Origin of the sequence: Vibrio sp. V38_P2S17PM301 (assembly GCF_009904845.1) — a bacterium.
GTDB lineage: Bacteria > Pseudomonadota > Gammaproteobacteria > Enterobacterales > Vibrionaceae > Vibrio > Vibrio proteolyticus.
In genome coordinates this window covers 17,127-35,292 of the sequence record NZ_WXWO01000064.1, presented here as the reverse complement: position 1 = coordinate 35,292, position 18,166 = coordinate 17,127, and the positions used below count along the sequence as shown (strand labels likewise).

At 41.8% G+C, this 18,166-nt stretch carries 25 protein-coding genes; 17 read left to right on the top strand and 8 right to left on the bottom strand.

The window, feature by feature from the left end:
* Nucleotides 1-612: GGDEF domain-containing protein (locus CAG64_RS14820; protein WP_237668429.1), on the top strand; the 612-nt coding region annotated here is incomplete at its 5' end.
* A gap of 57 nt (nucleotides 613-669) precedes the next feature.
* On the opposite strand, the gene CAG64_RS14815 is transcribed toward CAG64_RS14820, so the two are convergent.
* From CAG64_RS14815 to CAG64_RS14780, 8 genes are all read right to left on the bottom strand, one after another.
* Nucleotides 670-1,554 carry a sigma-70 family RNA polymerase sigma factor gene (locus tag CAG64_RS14815; protein ID WP_161488977.1) on the bottom strand — a complete coding sequence of 295 codons (885 nt, stop codon included), beginning with the start codon at nucleotides 1,552-1,554 and terminating at the stop codon, nucleotides 670-672.
* Between the two features lie 664 nt (nucleotides 1,555-2,218).
* A complete protein-coding gene (locus CAG64_RS14810) occupies nucleotides 2,219-2,575 on the bottom strand; it encodes a hypothetical protein (protein WP_161488978.1) in 357 nt (118 codons plus the stop codon).
* 294 nt (nucleotides 2,576-2,869) lie between these two features.
* Complete coding sequence (locus tag CAG64_RS14805; RefSeq protein WP_161488979.1) at nucleotides 2,870-3,304, bottom strand: hypothetical protein; 435 nt, start codon at nucleotides 3,302-3,304, stop codon at nucleotides 2,870-2,872.
* Nucleotides 3,305-3,486: 182 nt separating this feature from the next.
* Entirely contained in the window at nucleotides 3,487-4,506 is a 1,020-nt protein-coding gene (locus tag CAG64_RS14800) for a DUF968 domain-containing protein (protein WP_161488980.1), read from the bottom strand.
* Between the two features lie 195 nt (nucleotides 4,507-4,701).
* A complete protein-coding gene (locus CAG64_RS14795; RefSeq protein ID WP_161488981.1) occupies nucleotides 4,702-5,757 on the bottom strand; it encodes an ATPase in 1,056 nt (351 codons plus the stop codon).
* Nucleotides 5,750-6,280: a DNA methyltransferase gene (locus tag CAG64_RS14790; RefSeq protein ID WP_161488982.1), complete on the bottom strand. Its 531-nt coding sequence runs from the start codon at nucleotides 6,278-6,280 to the stop codon at nucleotides 5,750-5,752. The genes CAG64_RS14795 and CAG64_RS14790 overlap by 8 nt, the downstream gene beginning before the upstream one ends.
* A 156-nt stretch (nucleotides 6,281-6,436) precedes the next feature.
* A complete protein-coding gene (locus tag CAG64_RS14785; RefSeq protein ID WP_161454144.1) occupies nucleotides 6,437-6,694 on the bottom strand; it encodes a hypothetical protein in 258 nt (85 codons plus the stop codon).
* Nucleotides 6,691-7,143 (bottom strand): YmfL family putative regulatory protein, encoded by a 453-nt coding sequence (locus tag CAG64_RS14780; protein WP_161488983.1) that lies wholly within the window; start codon nucleotides 7,141-7,143, stop codon nucleotides 6,691-6,693. Before CAG64_RS14780 ends, CAG64_RS14785 begins: the two co-directional genes overlap by 4 nt.
* A 292-nt stretch (nucleotides 7,144-7,435) precedes the next feature.
* Between CAG64_RS14780 and CAG64_RS14775 the strand changes: the two genes are divergently transcribed.
* The 16 genes from CAG64_RS14775 (at nucleotide 7,436) to CAG64_RS14700 (ending at nucleotide 18,134) form a co-directional block, all read left to right on the top strand.
* Nucleotides 7,436-8,218 carry a LexA family transcriptional regulator gene (locus CAG64_RS14775; RefSeq protein WP_161488984.1) on the top strand — a complete coding sequence of 261 codons (783 nt, stop codon included), beginning with the start codon at nucleotides 7,436-7,438 and terminating at the stop codon, nucleotides 8,216-8,218.
* A gap of 21 nt (nucleotides 8,219-8,239) precedes the next feature.
* Complete coding sequence (locus CAG64_RS14770) at nucleotides 8,240-8,806, top strand: WYL domain-containing protein (protein WP_161448390.1); 567 nt, start codon at nucleotides 8,240-8,242, stop codon at nucleotides 8,804-8,806.
* Nucleotides 8,807-8,965: 159 nt separating this feature from the next.
* Entirely contained in the window at nucleotides 8,966-9,361 is a 396-nt protein-coding gene (locus CAG64_RS14765) for a hypothetical protein (protein ID WP_161448388.1), read from the top strand.
* A gap of 40 nt (nucleotides 9,362-9,401) precedes the next feature.
* Nucleotides 9,402-10,220 (top strand): DUF2303 family protein, encoded by an 819-nt coding sequence (locus CAG64_RS14760; RefSeq protein ID WP_161448386.1) that lies wholly within the window; start codon nucleotides 9,402-9,404, stop codon nucleotides 10,218-10,220.
* Between the two features lie 48 nt (nucleotides 10,221-10,268).
* Nucleotides 10,269-10,481 (top strand): hypothetical protein, encoded by a 213-nt coding sequence (locus CAG64_RS14755; RefSeq protein ID WP_161448383.1) that lies wholly within the window; start codon nucleotides 10,269-10,271, stop codon nucleotides 10,479-10,481.
* Between the two features lie 9 nt (nucleotides 10,482-10,490).
* Entirely contained in the window at nucleotides 10,491-10,754 is a 264-nt protein-coding gene (locus CAG64_RS14750) for a hypothetical protein (protein ID WP_161448382.1), read from the top strand.
* Between the two features lie 82 nt (nucleotides 10,755-10,836).
* A complete protein-coding gene (locus CAG64_RS14745; RefSeq protein WP_161448380.1) occupies nucleotides 10,837-11,037 on the top strand; it encodes a hypothetical protein in 201 nt (66 codons plus the stop codon).
* A gap of 3 nt (nucleotides 11,038-11,040) precedes the next feature.
* Complete coding sequence (locus CAG64_RS14740) at nucleotides 11,041-12,273, top strand: integrase (protein WP_161448378.1); 1,233 nt, start codon at nucleotides 11,041-11,043, stop codon at nucleotides 12,271-12,273.
* Nucleotides 12,274-12,527: 254 nt separating this feature from the next.
* Nucleotides 12,528-13,091 carry a hypothetical protein gene (locus CAG64_RS14735; RefSeq protein ID WP_161488985.1) on the top strand — a complete coding sequence of 188 codons (564 nt, stop codon included), beginning with the start codon at nucleotides 12,528-12,530 and terminating at the stop codon, nucleotides 13,089-13,091.
* Nucleotides 13,092-13,253: 162 nt separating this feature from the next.
* Nucleotides 13,254-13,943 carry a hypothetical protein gene (locus tag CAG64_RS14730; protein ID WP_161488986.1) on the top strand — a complete coding sequence of 230 codons (690 nt, stop codon included), beginning with the start codon at nucleotides 13,254-13,256 and terminating at the stop codon, nucleotides 13,941-13,943.
* Nucleotides 13,944-14,078: 135 nt separating this feature from the next.
* Nucleotides 14,079-14,381 (top strand): hypothetical protein, encoded by a 303-nt coding sequence (locus CAG64_RS23665; RefSeq protein WP_021704931.1) that lies wholly within the window; start codon nucleotides 14,079-14,081, stop codon nucleotides 14,379-14,381.
* 149 nt (nucleotides 14,382-14,530) lie between these two features.
* Nucleotides 14,531-15,115, top strand: coding sequence for a hypothetical protein (locus CAG64_RS14720; RefSeq protein ID WP_202601095.1), 585 nt, complete (start codon nucleotides 14,531-14,533; stop codon nucleotides 15,113-15,115).
* A 168-nt stretch (nucleotides 15,116-15,283) separates the two neighbouring features.
* Nucleotides 15,284-15,625, top strand: a complete 342-nt coding sequence (locus CAG64_RS14715; protein ID WP_161488865.1) for a hypothetical protein — start codon at nucleotides 15,284-15,286, stop codon at nucleotides 15,623-15,625.
* 163 nt (nucleotides 15,626-15,788) lie between these two features.
* Nucleotides 15,789-16,697 carry a hypothetical protein gene (locus CAG64_RS14705; RefSeq protein ID WP_161488864.1) on the top strand — a complete coding sequence of 303 codons (909 nt, stop codon included), beginning with the start codon at nucleotides 15,789-15,791 and terminating at the stop codon, nucleotides 16,695-16,697.
* Between the two features lie 189 nt (nucleotides 16,698-16,886).
* Nucleotides 16,887-17,270: a hypothetical protein gene (locus CAG64_RS23660; protein ID WP_202601096.1), complete on the top strand. Its 384-nt coding sequence runs from the start codon at nucleotides 16,887-16,889 to the stop codon at nucleotides 17,268-17,270.
* 150 nt (nucleotides 17,271-17,420) lie between these two features.
* Entirely contained in the window at nucleotides 17,421-18,134 is a 714-nt protein-coding gene (locus CAG64_RS14700) for a hypothetical protein (protein ID WP_161488863.1), read from the top strand.
* Nucleotides 18,135-18,166 lie beyond the last annotated feature (32 nt).

Genomic DNA, 18,166 nt, shown 5'->3' with positions numbered 1-18,166 from the left:
CTACTTCGTATATTCAAGCAAGAACTACGCTTTGTTGAACGGCGCCTAGAGCTATATAAGAACAGAACTCAAAGAAGCCTTATGCCAGGGTCTTCACAAGCTTGGTTTGTAGAAAAAAGTCTTGAGAAAATAGAGAAGCAGTATCGTTCTTCTCTTCGAGTAGATCCTTTGACTGGCGTATTCAATCGCCGGGCATTTGATGAGGATATCGAACGACAATGTGAACAAAAGCTCCCTTTCTGCTTGATATTAATCGATATTGACAATTTCAAACAAGTCAATGATAACTACGGACACCTCTTTGGCGATGCAGTACTTAAGCGTGTGGCCGCACTGCTGCAAGACGAAGTTGGGGAAGATAGCGTCTATCGAATTGGTGGAGATGAATTTGCTTGCATTCTCGACACTTCTAAACCAATCCTCCGTCGTATTTTGTCAAGAATTAACAAAAGAATGGTTCGAACCCGATGGAGAGAGCCTGGTGCCACCATTACGCTTAGCTTAGGTGCAACAACACAGTTGGATTCTGAAGAAACGATGTTCATGAGAGCCGATCAGGCTCTTTACAACAGTAAAAACAATGGACGAAATTGCTGGAGTCTATACGAGTAACAGGCATGGAACACGTGTTCCATTTTTTAAATATACTTACCCACTATGGATGGGTAGTTAAAGGATCCATCCAGAACTGACTAATCTACACCGGAGTTTGCTAATAGCGATCTTTTGCTTTTGTCGAACACGCTCATAAGATAGCCCAACCAATACACCGGCTTCATCGAGTGATTTCTGAGTTTCGCCCCGCAAACCAAATCTATGTATGACGATCATTTTCTCTTTTTCTGGAAGCAAATCGATCAGTTCATCCAGCTTGGCTAGCAGCACTGGCTGATGTAGTAGATCATCTATGCTTTCTTCTCTGACATCTTCATATTCCTCTGGAGCCAAAACAGGCGCTGTATCCGCATCCACAGTTGAGTTAGTGTGCATAAAACCACTAAGTTCCACCAGCTCGCTGACCTCAGAAACATCTCTATTTGTCTTCTTTGCAATCTCTGATACTGCTGGTTCTCTATTTAGCTCTTTCGTGACTTCTTGTGATTCTCGGTAAAGCCTAAAGATTTCTTTTTGAACATAAATAGGTAAACGAACTGTTCTCGCCTTATTGAGCAGAGAGGCTTCGATAAACTCTTTGATCCACCAAACAGCATAAGTCGAAAAACGGTTTCCCATCTCCGGGTCGAACTTGCCTATCGCACGGATAAGACCAAGATTCCCTTCTTCGATCAAATCCAGAAGGCTATGGCTGCAAGTCGTACGTTTCGAGTACTGACGGGCAATTTTAACGACTAATCGCAAGTTCGCCTCGATCAGCACATCTCTCGCGGCCGTATCTCCTCTTCTGGCTTTCCTTGCAAAGCACAGCGTTTCCTCGTGAGACAATAAATCAACATTGGAAATATCATTTATGTATTGGAGGTATTGATCTTTTAATGCGTCGCTCTTTGGCGTTATCGATACAGACTCTTCACCTAGCACACTTCCATTGCGCATAGTTCCCTCACTGGAGTTAATCTGAACACATTACAACTTATTAATAGGAAACCAACACATATCAGTCTAGAAACACAGATCAAAATATGCAACGTATCGCACAATTCCAATTATCTACCACTAAAGAGATATATGAAAAAATGCATAGATAAAGAAAATAAAACACGCGAAAGGGTTGTAGTTATGTAGGAGTCTACGCGGATGAAGAGCGTTATGAAGTTACTTAAAACCTGTCAAGAAACTTTAGTACTGGGGCTTCCATCACTAGGATACCAACCAGTTCTGGGAGACAAAGTTGTGCTCAAAACACACTGCGGTACGAAGCTTGATTTAATGATTATTGAACAACACTTTGACCAGACATTCGTCGGTCGATTACTTACGATACGTAACCAACGATGTGAATTACCCCCTCATCTTAGACCCGGGAATATTTTGCACTCCCTAACTTATGACAAATTCTGGTCTATTACTCCATTTGAGCACTATTCACAGCTATCACAACTCATTCATAAACACGTATAACTTAATAAAAATAAATAACTTAGAGTGAGTTGACTTAGAATCCATTTTCAAATTATTATCACCATGTGTTTCTAGCCAAACACGCCAACAACTTGGATTTGAGTCTAGCCCTATAAGGTTTATCTTTAATAGGGCTTTTTTATAGAACTTTATACTTAAATGATCCACCAGCGAAGCTATCGTAAAAATCAATGATCCCACTTTCTACATTTACGTGTCCTTCAAAGAAACCTCTATTGCTCTTATCCAAACCAAAAAAATCCTGATCGTATTGATAGAACTCTACTTCGTGCGCTCCACAATGATCATATAAGCGATTCCGGGTCCCCGTGACCGAACACCGCAGCTCTTCGTAATACACACTGATATTGTTTTTTCCGACGGTCCCTTTGATATCAAACTTTTTCTTTGAGGCCATGTCCATGATGTAATTCGCATGCCCTCCCAACGCGGTATAGGCTATAAAAGCTAAACAAGCTCTCAAGTTCTCACGCATGTAGACTCCTCTCGAAGAAAGCCAGTACTAATAATAGTTATAAGAGACAGAAACGATTGAAACCTTGAAGAACGGCAACTTTTCAAATTTAAAGTAAATAATGCTCAACTGGATTATGGAATGACTGCTGACAAAATCCTATCTGCCATAGCTGCTGATACGATCCTGAGTCTTACTTAGTATTACAACAACCTAAAGAACGCTGCTTAATTGCTAACTACACCAGTGACCCGGAGTGATCACCGGGTCACTTACTACTCAATGTCGTAGTATCAAATGAGCACACGATTAGTACTACAACGGAATATGCTCCACTCGAATCAACTCTGGCTTAGAACCAAATTTTTTAAAAATACTCTTATGCATATCAGACAAGTAGACATCTTTTTTCTCATAGAAGAAATCTTTGTCATACCATGCAACACCAAACCGTACCGTTAGATCTTTCATTCTTGGTGCTTGCCAATCATACATCACTTCATCGTTTGGAACTTTACTTAGACGATCATCAGACTCTTTGAGTAGTTCAAGAAATTTATTTAGGTTTTTCTCCGAGTCGAATGTTATTTCAACGCGGCTAATCGCAACACGCTTTAGCGACTTAGGGCGACGAAACTCTTCACCAGTATAAACAAGCTTCCAACCATCACCAACATCGTAATGCTTGGAAGACTTTAAAGGTAAGCCTTCAGACATAACTCCCATAGGATCATTAATTTTATCAACCATAACATTGCTCCATTTTTTTAAATTTTACCTTTACCAACACCTAACTAATTTTCTTAGTTAGTCGTTCAATAGACTAGTACGCTAGTTTCATTTTATTTATAGCGTTATGTGATATTAAGGAAATCAAAAATTATTAAGCGAAGTTATGCCGACTAATTACATAAGGATTTATAAATTAAACCTCAGTACAACCCCCCCAAGTTTAATGCAGTCTTAATTGTCTGCTTTACATGATAAAGCTGAGAACCATTTCGCGCTTCCCACCCTTTAGGATCATCGTGGAAACGACGATGTTCATCGGCAGTCAATGGCATGGTGAACAGGTCATGTGCCTTTCCGCCCAACTTCCCTTCACCATGACCGATAAGGTGGTGAGCCACCACATTTTCCGTCTGGCCTGTCACGACACAAGGAAGAGAGCGTACGAACTTCAGGTATTTCTCTGATTGCCAGGTGATTGCTTTTGGCCGCGACATAAACATCGCTGGTGGCTGATCATCCACCAGCATTTCAATCAGAGGCTTAGACAACTCGCGAACAGTGTCAGAAGGACTTTTCTGAAAGCGATCGTCGGTGTCACGCTTACCACCAACCATAACAGAACGGCTGCAGTTACGTTTAGCCAACAGTTTCTCGGCTACACGACTTGGTAAAAGCTCGAACACTCTATTTTTAATGCTCCACCAACCGATCTCAGGCAAGGACAGTGAGTGACGGGCATCGAGCTTTAACTGAACCTTTATCCGTGCAGTGGCCCAAATATACAAGTTACGCATTGCGATCGCTTCCGCTTGAACCGTTGGTTTCGCTCGCTCCTGATTGTCGTGATGCCAACAAATTCGAAGTGCGCCCTGCTCTTTCTGGCAAATCGTTAAATTGCTATCGCAATAGTCCCCATCAGATAGTTGGCAGTGTGGAATACGTTTCAGCCAAAATTCAAAGTCGTTTCCCAAACGACGCTGTACTTCTGAGTTTGCAAAAAATGACTGCAGTTCCTCACTATCCAGTGCAGAACGAGGATGACAATTCACCACTGGTCGATCTAACTTACCGCTTGGTACATTCACCAGTTCATCTGGCAGTGGCATGATGAGCACCCGGTTCCCTTGACTCATCTTTACTAGCTCGCTCAGCAATGATTTACCAGGCTTGAACATCATCAATCCAAGATCAGCTTGAACAAACGGTTGCAGCACTAACATTCAGCCACCTCTGCCAGCCAAAACTTACTGGTGTATCCCGTGATACTTCCGTTTTCACACCGTAAAGCGACACCTGCTTTACGAGCCTTATTGATCAATCGCACAAGCTCACAGACATGGATACCCAACTCATGACAGAGCTCACCAGGAGTCCAAAGCCGCTTACGAGATTTCATCACATGCAACAGATCTTTCTCACTCGCCATTTATCCTCCCAAGTTGTTTAATCAGTTCTTCGCGTTCGGCCATCATTGTTTTCAACTTTCGCTCAGCAGACTTCACGGCCTCATTCGATGCCGGCGACTTACGCTGTTGAAACGAAATCAAAGCCGAGTTTTCGTTGTTGATATCCATCTCCAGTTGGCGGATTTTCCGTTTAAGAACGCTTTTCTCGTCCGAGTTTTGCGTCGGTTGATGCGCTGACACGACATAACCTTTGTCCTGCTCTTTGCACAACCATGAGTGAATAAATCGCTTAATTCCGGACGCGGTTTTCTGCCGAGTGGGGTTAGCCTGGCACCAGCCAATCATGTTTCGTATCTGCTGAGGCACATCGACCGCAGGGTAAAGCTCCCGAAGCTCACTGACCTGAAATTGAGTGACTTGATGCAGCGCACTTTTCCCTTTGAGTGGGATCTCAAATAAAATCGGATCAGCTTTATCGTCGGTTTCGAGCTCGCTCGGAACATCAGAGATCTGTTCGTTTGGATCTGGTTTGGATCTGTTAATGGAATCGGTAAAATTCCCACTTCCATGGTTTTGGTAATCTTCCCAATTCGATTTGGGAAAAATCCCATTTCCATCTGGTAAATTTACCGAATCCATTTGGGAATTGTGCTCGTTAATTTGTGGCTCATGCCGATCTGGTAATTTTCCCATTTCCATTTGGGAATTTGGTTCGTTTTTAGGGAACAGCAGATCAACCAACTTGTTGCCATCTATCTGATAGTGAGTGGTTGGCACCCCATTAGCCTTTCGAACTTTGCTATGAATGACCCCTTCCAGACGCTTTTTCAGTTGTCGAATCGCGTAACGAACCTGATCGCTTGAAAGACAGAGCTCTTCACCAAGCTCGTCATTAGATTTATAAAACCACTCTCCATCCGGTTTAGTACTGGACCAAAACACCAATTGAGACAGTACCGCCGCATGAGTATGGTTGCCTTCACAGAACTTAATGTAAGGACGAGGTGTGCTTATCACCGAACCCTGACCAGATAGCTCTCGCACAACATCAAACAATCTAGTCATGACAAACCTCTTCCTTCTTCAACGTCCAGAATACAGGGCGTTTTATACGACTTCCCCTGTCCCAACATATCCAGGCATACTCAGAGTTATCGCTACGGCCATGTACGAACGATGGTCGAGGAGTCAGGAGCAACAAGTTTGTCCACGGAAACTCTCGCCAAAAATCCGCCCGACTCTTGCTACCCAACATCGAAAGCCGTAATAAAAAACACATAGTTCCGTCAGGAGCCAAATCACGTGAAAGCGCGGTTTCAATAAACTCAAGAGCTAAACTAAATGGTGGATTGGTAATAATCACGTCTGCGGTTAAGTCACTGCCAGGGGTGAGATAATCCACGCTATCTGCGATTTCAGCCCATTTCACTTGGTGGCCGGCAGGGAGTTCATTCGTAATTCGGCCGTTCCCACGACATGGCTCCAGCAAAACATCAGAGCTTTTTAATTCAATGCAACCCATGAGCGCCTTTACACACCATGGAGGTGTTGGATAAAAGTCACGCTCAATACGATCCTTCTTAGCCACAATTCAACCCCTCATAAACTGCCTTAACGTATATCCGCTTTGCCTCAAACAAATCCGCCAGCTCATCGTGCGTGATTTCTGTACGCATCCCCTTTTCCACCTTGAACAAACGCCATTGGTGGTTCTCTATGCGAGCTCTTAGTGCTATGCTTCCCATTACTGCTTCTCCGAAGTGGTATGTGAAATTTCCTCGCAAGGTTTTTCACTCGGCTTTAAACCGTTGCCGCGGTTTAAAGCCAACTCATTCTCTTCATCTAAGACGCGCAAGTGTCGCTCACACTTCTCTTTCAGAAACTGAATCTGCTCCCGCTCAAATGTCTCTGTACTCTGACCTTGATGTGATGCAACTCGACAAGTGTTTAACGTCATCATCGACATCTGCTCTACCGTTTCCCAAAACGCTCTTGTCTTCATTTTTCCTCCGAATACAAACTGTCTAACTTGAGCATGAATGTTTCGAACATCGCCTGGTACTCGTTCTTAAGTGCCTTTATCACTTTGCGTTCCCGGGCATCAAAAACACCATCGGACTTTGCTTCATTGATCGTTTTGTCTAAAACACCTTTAACCGCATTCAGTTGAAGGTGGCAATCAAACATATCCACGTTATCCAGTTCAGCCGGAATTGGCTTCTCGATAACCATATGCCCTACCCGCTCCGCGAAATACTCAGCTACATAGGTGGATTCCGTTAGGTCTGCCATCTCCACCAGCTCATCTACGCTGAAGAAACGAGAGCCCTTTTTCTCGTAAAGGTGATTGTTGAAGCTGTCGACAGACATCCCCAACACCGCCGCGACCGCTTCTTTGCCGCCAGTGACACCTGCAATGGTTCGGTTGACCATCTCTTTCTTATTCACCATTTGCTCCTTTGATTGGTGGTTAAACATTTTCAGAAAGTCTGAAAGAATTAACTTATCGAGGTAATTTCAGTAGCTGGTCTTTCTTGTACTGACCGTTGGATAAGTCTTCTATTTGTTCTGCATAGTTTGTTTCACCGGTGTACTCCGTCCGTGGCAGAACTCCCCTCGCACTCCATTTGTAAACTGCACGGACACTGACCTGACATCGCTCAGCGATTTTTTGAGAACCAATTGAGCTAATCGCCTCTTTTAACATACCCTCACCCCAACAAATGAACATTTGGTACATATTATGACGGAACTGATAGTACATGCAAGAGATCTTATTATTGAACCTATGGTTCATAGTGAAAATGTGCGATCAGACTTCTCCCAAAGGCTCGCACAGGCCTGCAGTAAATCTGGGATTGAAGAACACGGACGCGGGGTCATTCTTGCAAAAAGGCTAGGAGTGACACCTAAAGCTGTAAGCAAGTGGCTAAACGCAGAGTCTATGCCACGTCAAAATAAGATGGCTGAACTAGCTGATTTTTTAGGCGTGAGCTTGTATTGGTTGCAATATGGCAAGGAAGAGCGAGCACATAAAGGAAATGCCGAGATCCTTGGCAATATGCAAGTTTGGGATAGCAGCACACCACTTGGCGATGATGAAGTTGCTATTCCATTTTTGTCGGATGTAAAGCTATCTGCTGGCAATGGATTCGTTACAGATGCTGAGCACGATAAAGGCTATCGTCTTCGTTTCGCCAAGTCGACCTTACGGAGATATAACGTATCCCCAGAAAACGCTAAGTGTGTCGCCGTGCACGGCGATAGTATGGAGCCAGTTCTGCCCGATGGCTCTACTGTTGGTATTGACTGTGGAAACAAGAAACTTACAGATGGAAAGATCTTTGCAATCAACCACAACGGTGAACTGTTTATAAAAAAACTGTATAGCTTGCCCGGTGGAGGGTTAAGAATTTACAGTTTTAATGAGATGGAATACCCACCCAGAGAATATACAGAACAACAGATACAAGAGCAGAAGATTACTATTGTAGGCCGCGTGTTCTGGTACTCCGTTCTTCTATAACTGCTTATTGATGGATAAATAATGGAAAAATTTAAATGGTTTTTAGCATCATTGTTAATGGCTATATCTATTTCATTAGTTTCTCTCGTCATCGCCGTTGTTAATTTTTCTGCTGGCTTTGGTGTATTGATTTGGCTAATAGCCACAGTATTAGCAATTCTATTTTCTATAAAATTTTGGAAGAAAAAAGTTACAGCACAGCCAAAACTTAAGCCAGGCGAAAATCGTTGGCAAGGTTGGGAAAAGGTAGACTCTGTCACCATTTCTCCATATAGCGAAACTCATGACGATGAAGCCATTCGACTATTTAATACGAAGCCTTGGGACAAGCGAAATGACATACTGTGGCAAGGAAAGCGTAAAGCTACCATTGTATATTCCGATCGAAATGGTGAAGTAACAGAACGAGATATTACCATCTACGGTATTATGCCAAACTATTATGGTGAACTGACTATCAGAGCTATGTGCCATATGAGAGATGATTGGCGTACGTTTTATACAGATAAAATAATCCAAATAACAACTGCCAGACACAAAACATATTGTGACTTTTCAGAATACATGAGTACAGAACTCGGTATTTAAGCATCTAGTTACTCAACATTTAAGACCGCCTTTATGGCGGTTTTTTTATCCCTACAAGTTCACACATTCAAAAATGAACTTTTAGTACTTTACAACAATTGTACTTATGGTACATTTACTTCGTTCATTTAGTTCACGAACTAACAGCGAGGAAAACACATGTCAAAGCAAGAAGCAGGCAACCTCAGTCTTGAGGACCGAACCACCAACTTCCCTAAACTGATGCAGGAACTCGACGGCGGCGTTATTTCTAATGTCGTTGGTTTGGCGCTATCGAACGTCGCCCGTGCTGTCTCATACAGTGATAAGCAAGGGAATGTGAAGATGGATCTCAAGCTAAAACCGATGGGTACCAACAATGAAATGGTCGAAATCACCGTCAACATGTCGGTGAAAGAGCCCAAAACAGGCTTCGGTACCAAAAGCGAAGACTTCCAGTACACCTCAATCGCATACGTAGGGAAAGGCGGCAAACTGACCTACGACCGACCAAAAGAAGACATTCACGGCCAAACGGCTATCGAAGAAGGCATGCTACGCGAAGTTCGCGGCTAATCCCCTCAACTTTTAACTCACTGATAAAGAGAAAAACAACATGGATAAATCAGCCATTCAGCAGATTCAGGAAACAGCCAATACACCTGAGTTTCTTAAACAACTTAATGCAGTCGGGTTCCCAGTAGCGGCTTTACCAGAATCGTTATCTCTGCATGATCTGGAAAAATACATGCTTAATCGCAATCAGTTCCGCGGTGTCATGCAAACTGCCAATATTGATGAGTTTGTTCGTTACCACGAACAGTACCAACTGGTTGGCAATCAATGTTTCATCAATGCAGACAACATGGCAGCACAGACTATCTTCGACCTTGGTACTCAATCACATCCTGGTCATTGTAAGCATCAGGCAAAACTAGCGCTACGTAAAACAGCGGCCTTTAACGCTTTGATAAGCATCAATGAAGAACGATTGGGGCAAAAGAAGCTGGCAGAGTGGGTCGAAGATTACAGCGACTTTATTCAAGTGTTCTCGACCACTGGTGATCTCATCGAGAATGCCGTCGCGTCAGCAGCCATTCGCAATATGAAGTTTGAAGCTAAAGCTGGCCGAGAATCGAACGTGGATGACTTTAGTCATCATCAGTCGGAATATGAGTCGATTGCAGTCCGTACAAAGGAAGAATTTCCGATGCCAGCCGTTTTCAATTTCACGTGTGAGCCGTTCCTCGGTTTAGCAGAGCGGACATTTGAAATGCGCATGAGCACCATCGGAAATGAAACTCTGATCTTACGTATCAAGAAGATGGAGCAACATCAAGAGCAAATGGGCGAAGAGTTCCAAACCAAACTCCAAGCCTGTTTCAAAGATGAAGATATCGAGATTGATACGTTCATCGGTTCATTTACGTCTTAATGATCACCGCGCCCTCTCCGTGAGGGCGCGTCTTGCGAGGAAATATCCATGGCGGCAACCATTGATACCCAATACGGAAAAGTAACTACATCAGAACCCTACTTCAGTAGACAGCTCTTATGCCAGGTTAGAAACCTGACTCTGGTAAAGCCAGAAAACGAAAGTAACGGCTGGGGAATCAGCCGTGAGTGTCCAGCAGAGATAACCATCACTCCCGAGTTCCTGAACATGTTTGCTCGTGATGCAGCAGCGATTATGTGAGGAAGCAACATGATGGATCACGATGAAATCCAGAAGGCAGTGGAAGGAGTGATGGCTTTACGCCCACAAAATAGCATTCACCCACAGCTTAAAAAACGAAGCCCTGACGTTGTTAGGCGGCTCAATGAGATCGAGTTTCAACAAGAAATGGCAGCTATTGAAGACGGAAAGCTAAACGGATCATCGGCATACTTCTTTAGAAACCGAAATGCACCGAAGAGCAGCAAGAAGAATCAGCACTTCAATCCCTACTCTGGATTAACAAAGAAATGAATCGGTCAACCACCATACCTTTATGTGTTGGTGGTTGACCATACGATTGTTTGTTCTGTAAATACACACTGCGAGGTGATTTATGAGAATCATCAAACCTAAACAATATCTAGAAGAGTTCTGGCCGGGTTCAGATATCACAAAAGCCACTGTGGTTAACTGGATAAAAACCGGAAAGATACCAGGTACTACCACACCAACGGGCACCTACATGGTAATTGTTAAAGACGATACCAGCCCAGCAGATAAAACCAACGAATTACTAAGCTTTTTGGAGTCTTGATCAGTGGCGGCGCGTCGTAGAAGCAAAGGTACCTCTCATTACCCAGAGTTCCTTTTAAAAGTACAACACAAAGGGAAAACTCGTTTCCGCTTTAAAACGATAGATGGTGCGATGAAGTTGTTTCCTGTAGGAACGACAGAATACCAGGCAATTCAAGCCGCCATGGCGTACAACACAAAGCATCGCTCCTACGATTCCGTATTTAGTTTAGAGTCAACGTCAAAATATAGCTCAGCAACTCAAAGACGCGATCGCTTTGATAAACCTCTAAAAGAGTGGCTGCCAATCGTAATTAATAGAGTAAAGTCGGAAGAAGACTTGTCTGCAGGAGTACTGAGCAAGTTCATCAACGAGTGCGCAAAACTGGAAGAAGCTCTGGGCGAAGTGAATACTAAAACACTAACGTTGGCGCACCTAAATCAGTTCCTTAGCGATGAGTATGGCGATTCGGCCAAGCGGACATTCAACGGCAAAGTTTCAAACCTAAAAAAGGTTTTCTCTTACTTGGCCGATGAAAGCGCTGTGGACTTCAACTTCATGCTTCAGAAGAAAATGAAGAAGGTTACCAAAGAAGACTTTAAGAAGAAGCGTCGTGATTTAACGGTTTCTGACTATGAGCAGATATACGCTGCTGCCCCTTTGTTCCTGAAGGTCGCAATGTCACTATCACTCCAAACGACTCATGCTGTTAGAGAAGTTTATCGGATTAAGTACAAGATCAGCGAACCAAAGGAAGGCGTTTGTGGCATTGTTTGGTATGACACAACCAAAGAAGTAGACGGTTGCCCGATCTTCGGCACCCTCTATATCCATCGCGAAAAAGTGAAGAAGTCAGACTCTTCATTTGTAGCAATACCAGTGACTGAAGCAATAAAAGAGATCGTAGATCTTTCGAAAACCGATCGCCTACTTTGCCCCTACATAGTTCACAAAAAGCCGCCTCCGTCTCAACGTGGGATCGCAAAAGAGTGCACGCACCCTTATCAAGTGCATCACCACAACATCAGCAGAGAGTTCAGCAAAGTGCGAGACAAGATTGGACTTTTTTCTGAGTTAGATAAATCTGAGCGCCCTACTTATCATGAAATTCGTAGGCTATCAGCCAACCTCATTGAGGCTTTGGGTGAAAGCGCCACAATCCGAATGGCTCATGCAAACGAAAAGACCACCAAGATCTATACTGGAAAGAGAGACATTGTTTGGAATGAGGCCACACCAATTACTGTTAAGTTTTGATCCAGTAGAAAATATACAACGAACAGCCTATTAATTCATTTCCCTCCCCTCCGGCACTTTTGCCTATGCATTCTAAATGTGACCAAAAGCAAAATTAGCAGATTACAATCTGTATAATTTTTTGATCGATATCGTAGTTCATTGATTTGATGGAAGTGTTGGTTGTCGCTACAGACAAAAGGTGGCAATCTAGTTGCATATTAAATGGCGTTTGGCTGTCTAAATAGCGTTAGGCATATAACGAGGAAAACTAGTTGATTGGTAAAATTTGGAAAGATCCTGTTTGGAGTAAAATTATAGCTACAGGTTTACTGGCGCTGTTTGGTGCAATATTAACCTATTTTTTGGATTGGTGGCCAAGCATTAAGCTGGTTTTCGTTAAAGGTTTTAATTATTTGTTGAATGCTACAGAAATTCCTAATTGGTTAATCGGTATCATGGGGATATGTACAGTTATTACAATAATTGTGTTACTGCTAATTATGAAAGAGATCTTTTTGCCTAGCTCAGGAAATAAAACTTGGAAAAGTTACACATCTGACCAATTTTTTGGTCTAGAGTGGCACTGGACTTTTGGTTCCAATGGCGGAGAAATCTATAATTTGTATTCGTGTTGCACCCGCTGCCAGTACCAAGTCTTTCCCCAATATGCCTCTTCATATGCAGCCGTAGATTCCATTTCTTACAAGTGTGATAGTTGCGGTTCTGAAGTAGGACCTTTTAGTGAGTCCAATGAAGAAATTGAAAGTAAAGTGAGACGTTTTATTCAGCAAAAGTTGAGAACGGGTAAGTGGGATTCTGAAACAGAAAATGCCTAACAAAGCGTTTAAGAGGGATTTGGCACGCGTGGCATTTTCAGTTTGCGTTGGGTTCAGTAGTTACGGCACTGTGCGGTAGCCTTTGTATTGCGTGCCTGCACCCCTTAACGCGGCGTTATAAATCCTATTTGAACTTGAAGTTGAAATGAGAGGTTATTCCAATTGGATGTTTATACAATTCTGAAAGACTTTTCTGCTCCGTTTATAGCAGCGGTAGCAATATTTTCGACTTTTAAGCAAGTTGGAAAACAAATTCAAAATATCAAAGATGAGCGAAAACAAACGTTCAAGAAACAACATCAGATCAAGGCATTTGAGTTGATTTCTGAAAAAGCACAAATAGCTTTATCCGTCTGTGAAGAGGTAAGCTCAACGGCCAATGTTAAAAAGGTCTACCTCGAAAATAAAAGTGACTTAACTGTCTTAAATGTAGAAGAACGGTTAGTTATCGTTAAAGCTTGTACAGACACTGTGATGGGGCTGTGTAAAGTTCTAGAAGCTAACGAAATTATAAACCCATTACTATTTCGAGCCACTAGATATGCACTGCAATCGGAACACTACAAAATGGTTAAGACTCAATTTGGTTCATCTGAAATCGAGTTTTTAGATACTATGTTTTGGACTACGAATCAGTGCCTATTTTATACCCATGATTTTTTAGTTTGTATGCAAAATGAGGTGTATGGAGAGCTTTTTAACAATACGTTATCGGCTAGATTCGTAAATGACCCTAAATTCAGAGTTATAACTAACAATCCGACGCAGCTTTACGAACTTCTAACTCATCTTGAACGTGACACCGATTGGGGGCGAGAAGTTCTTAAAGTAAGGACGTTAAAGGATTTATAACAAAGCGTTTAAGACAGATTCGCAACGCTCGGCATTCTCAGTCCAAGTTGAGTTTAGGTGTTTACGGTGCAATGGTTTGGGGTTAGTAGTAGCGTTGCTCACTACTTAACGCGGCGTTATGTGATTGGAGGCTAAATGTACGGAATTACGGAATTAATTGGTTCCAAGCTGAGTAGAGTTGAGGGTGTTGGCTTATCATCGTTAAAGTTTAGCTCTGGCCGACTAGTGGTTCACAACCCAATTACACTTAGTGGATGCGATGGGATGAAGTCTTTGGTTTTCCGTGAGGTTGTGGATCTAAAAGTGGCAGAAGATTCTTTGTTACTGGTGTTCTCAGGTCAAGCATCTCTAAGAGTATCTCTTCTTGATAATGACTTTACTGGCCCTGAAGCTGCGGTTTATACATCAAATTCAGGTTTTATTGTTGTATTCAACTAAATCACATAACAAACAATTTAAGCAGATTCGCAACGCGTGGCAATTTTGGTTTGCGGTGAGTTATGTGTTTACGGCGCAATGCGGTGACTTTTGTAGTGCGTTGCTTACTACTTAATTGGGCGTTAAGTGTATGGAGTGAAATTTAAAGTATGACAGAAGAAAAAGAGTATACAAGACCAACCTATTTGGAAGTTTCTAGTCACTTTCTACATGATGCAATAGATTTTAAAATTAGATATCGGTACTGCATTGATAGTGATGGCCCACTATTTTACGACCCTAAATCAAGAAGAACCAAGTGTTTTGTGGATTTACGCATGGGGATTGAGTCAGCATTAAAAGCTATCGTTTGTTATTACACGTACAATGAACGTAAAGGAAAAACACTAGTAAACTGGATTGAAAAATTTGATCACAACATTGGAAAGATGGTTCGTAAACTAGATGGAGAAATTCCAGCTGAAGTTCTCGAACCATTTAAAGATGACTTGTTGAAACTTGACCAACTTCCAGTAGGTCTGAGATACCGTTTCGATACTTGGAGCTTTAAAGATAATAAAGAGGCACTGTATTACGATACGATTGGTTGTGATCGATGGCTTGAGAACCTGTATAAAGCGCTGGACGAACTCATTAACCATATAAATTCGAAATTAACACCTCACAGTCGTATTGTTTCTATGGCTGAAGTGTTTAAAGAAATGCAGGAACCTCGCTTCGAAAAACACACTTAACAAACAATTTAAGAGTGATTCAGCACGCTTGGCATTTTTGGTTTGGGTCAAGTTTAGTGTTTACGGCGTCCATTTTGAGTGTAGTGGTAGCGTGCCTCACACCTTAATACGGCGTTAGCCCTTAAATCAAACTTTCCGATCTGAATGACCCAAAAGAGGATTTATTAAATGGATAATCTATATACCCAAGAAATGGAAGAGCTTTGGAAACAATGTGGTCAGATTGATTCGTCTGAAACGCTAGATGACCTGAAAAGAGACATAGTTAAATTTTCAAATATGATAGTTCCGTGCCGAGAGTGGCTCGCTGACCGAAACAAACTCAAAAATTTAAAACATAGTGTAGATTCTTACACGATTAAGCATCTGGTAGAGAGTGATATTGGCGATTGGGTGCCACATTCTGTTTTTGTGTTGTCTGCTTACCTTGAAGGTTTTGAACTTTCTAAGTCAAAACTAAGGGGTGACGTTTATGTAGTATCAACAAATATTGGTGCTAAAAAGCGATAGGTTATCAGCTCACCGATACAACGGGCTAACAAACGCTTTAAGACGGATTCGCAACGCGTGGCATTTTTACCATGCGTTGATTTTGGTGATTAAGGTGGTGTGCAGAAACATCGTATTGCGTTGCTCACACCTCAACATAGCGTTATATTTTTCAAGGAATAATATGGAACTAATTAACAACCAGTCAGTAAAAATACATTATGACGGCTCAGGTAAGAGAATCCGTTCTCATCAAATGAAAGCATCTTATGTTTCTGCAAGTATCGAGGGCTTTGATACTATTTACCGCGAAGCATATAAAGAAGCGAATAGAATATATAAATCAAAAATTAACACCGAGATTTTATTAGAAGGTGGGTTTCAAGAAGGCTCTCTTTGGTGGTGGTTAAAACTGTTTACGTCCGAGTCGGAGTCGCAACAGTCCATTGAAACAGTTTCTGTAAGTCGCTCAGTGCTCAATTCCATCCAGTACTCCATAAACCTACTAAGACAGATGGACCTTGCTACTACAGAGATTGTAATTAAGGATACGGCTGATGGTTTCGAAGTCGATATTGATGGGGAAAAAGTGGTTCTAGATGAACTACAGTGTGCAATACTAACTAACCCTAAAATTCGTTCCGCTATTAGCGATATAGCTACTCCCTTAACTGAAGATGGAATCGACACTCTAACGATCGATCATGGAATCTCATCTTCTCCGAAAATTCAGATAACCAAAGAAGACAAAAACAACCTAGTATTGAGGAGAAGTCATAAGCATATTGTGGAGGAAGGTGAAATTTTTGGCTTCTATTATGTTGAAACACTTAGTTATAATCCAAGGTCTAAGTGGAAGCTAATTTCAAAAGATAACCCTTCGAATAGTGTCACCGTATCTATTACAGATCCAAAATTTCTAAAACGGGTATCAGATAATCAAGAAAAATTTTCAAAAGATGATCTACTAGAAGTTGAAGGCGTTTGGTACAAAGAGAAGACTAAACTGACAGGTAAAGCGACTGTCAATTACACTATTACAAAGGTTAAAGATCACATACCAGCCGAGGAAAAACAGTGGAAACTTCTATAGTTGTGTCACTACTAATAATTGCGGCATTAGTTCTACGCTACTTAACACCACTAGTGGTGCACCGACTCAAGACAAGAAAGGTCCGAGTAGTAGTCATTGATCAGTTCGGCTGTAAGAAAACTAATGTGCTATACCTTTATCCAGACGACCCTCTTTGGGAATTAGTAAAAGCCCACAAGGGAGGTAAGCATGTCTGAACAGCTGCCTCAACAAGCAAAAAGTATCAAAAAGTCTGATCTGTTAAGTGGTGCGGCTATAACTGGCGTGATAACTTTTATTATTCTTACTTGGTCGAAGACTCTTCCTATAAATTCAGCTTTCACACCTTATGTCACCGAGCAAACGATATCCTTTGTAGCTGGCTTAGCCTCGTATTTGATAACTCTAGGTCTGGCTTTCAGTAGATATGAAGTAAGTTTGATTCTTCTTGAACGTGACTATACAAAAAAGATTAAGTATTTGGATCAAATTATGGCGATCACTACATGTCCTGAGGCTAAAAAATCACTTGAAGAACAGAAAAATATCCTGTTAAAAGAAGCAGCAAAAGCCATCATCGAAGAAAAAATATAACAAACTGTTTAAGAGTGATTCGTAGCGCGCGGCGTTTTTAGTTTAAAGTTTGGGTTTTGTATTGACGACTTAATAGTTCAGGTCAAGCGGCAGCTTTGCTACCCCTTAACGAGACGTTTCTTAGTAACTATATATCAAAGGTGATTAGTTGTGGATAGTGAAGAAAAAATAAGTCAGATTCTCAAAGAACTGGAAGATAAGCTAAGGCGTAAGCATGAAGACTCTGTAATAGAAATTTTTAGAAAGCGGGTGGAGAAGTTAGCAAGAAGAGAGAAAAAAACGCTAATTTCTGCTCCTTTAGACGGACAAGACCGCGAGCTGGGTGCGGACTTTTTTATTACAGAAGGTACAAGATTCGCGATATTTGAGTTTAAGTATAAGGTGGGTGATATTGTAAGCGAAAACGACAAGCCACTCAGGAAGACTTTGTGTGAAACTCTTCAGGGTGCCAAAATTCCTTATAATCAGCATATTAACTGTCACTATATTGCATGGTCTACTAAAGCGGACAATCCCGATGTTCACATAAATATATATAGTAATGAAGTCTGCAATCAGTCTTTATTTAAAGCCAGTGTAAGTCTCGAAAAAGAAGCCAATATAGCTTCACGCATTATTGATGTGGATTATATAGCGGAGTTCTTTGCAGGTAAGAGAGGGCTTAAGTTCACTGCTTTCAACAAGTACATTCAGTGGTTACATAGTTTGGTTGGCAATGAAACTGGGCGTTTTGAGCTGCTGTTTGAACACCCTGATGAGAACATTGTTCAAAGTGTACCCATTGCCTCACTTGATGCTTTGAAACTTTGGTTGTTAAAAAACGCCCCCTCTTCACCGAGTAAGCGTATGCGACGTACTCCGTAGAAAATTCTGTATTTAATTTTTTGAATAAAAAA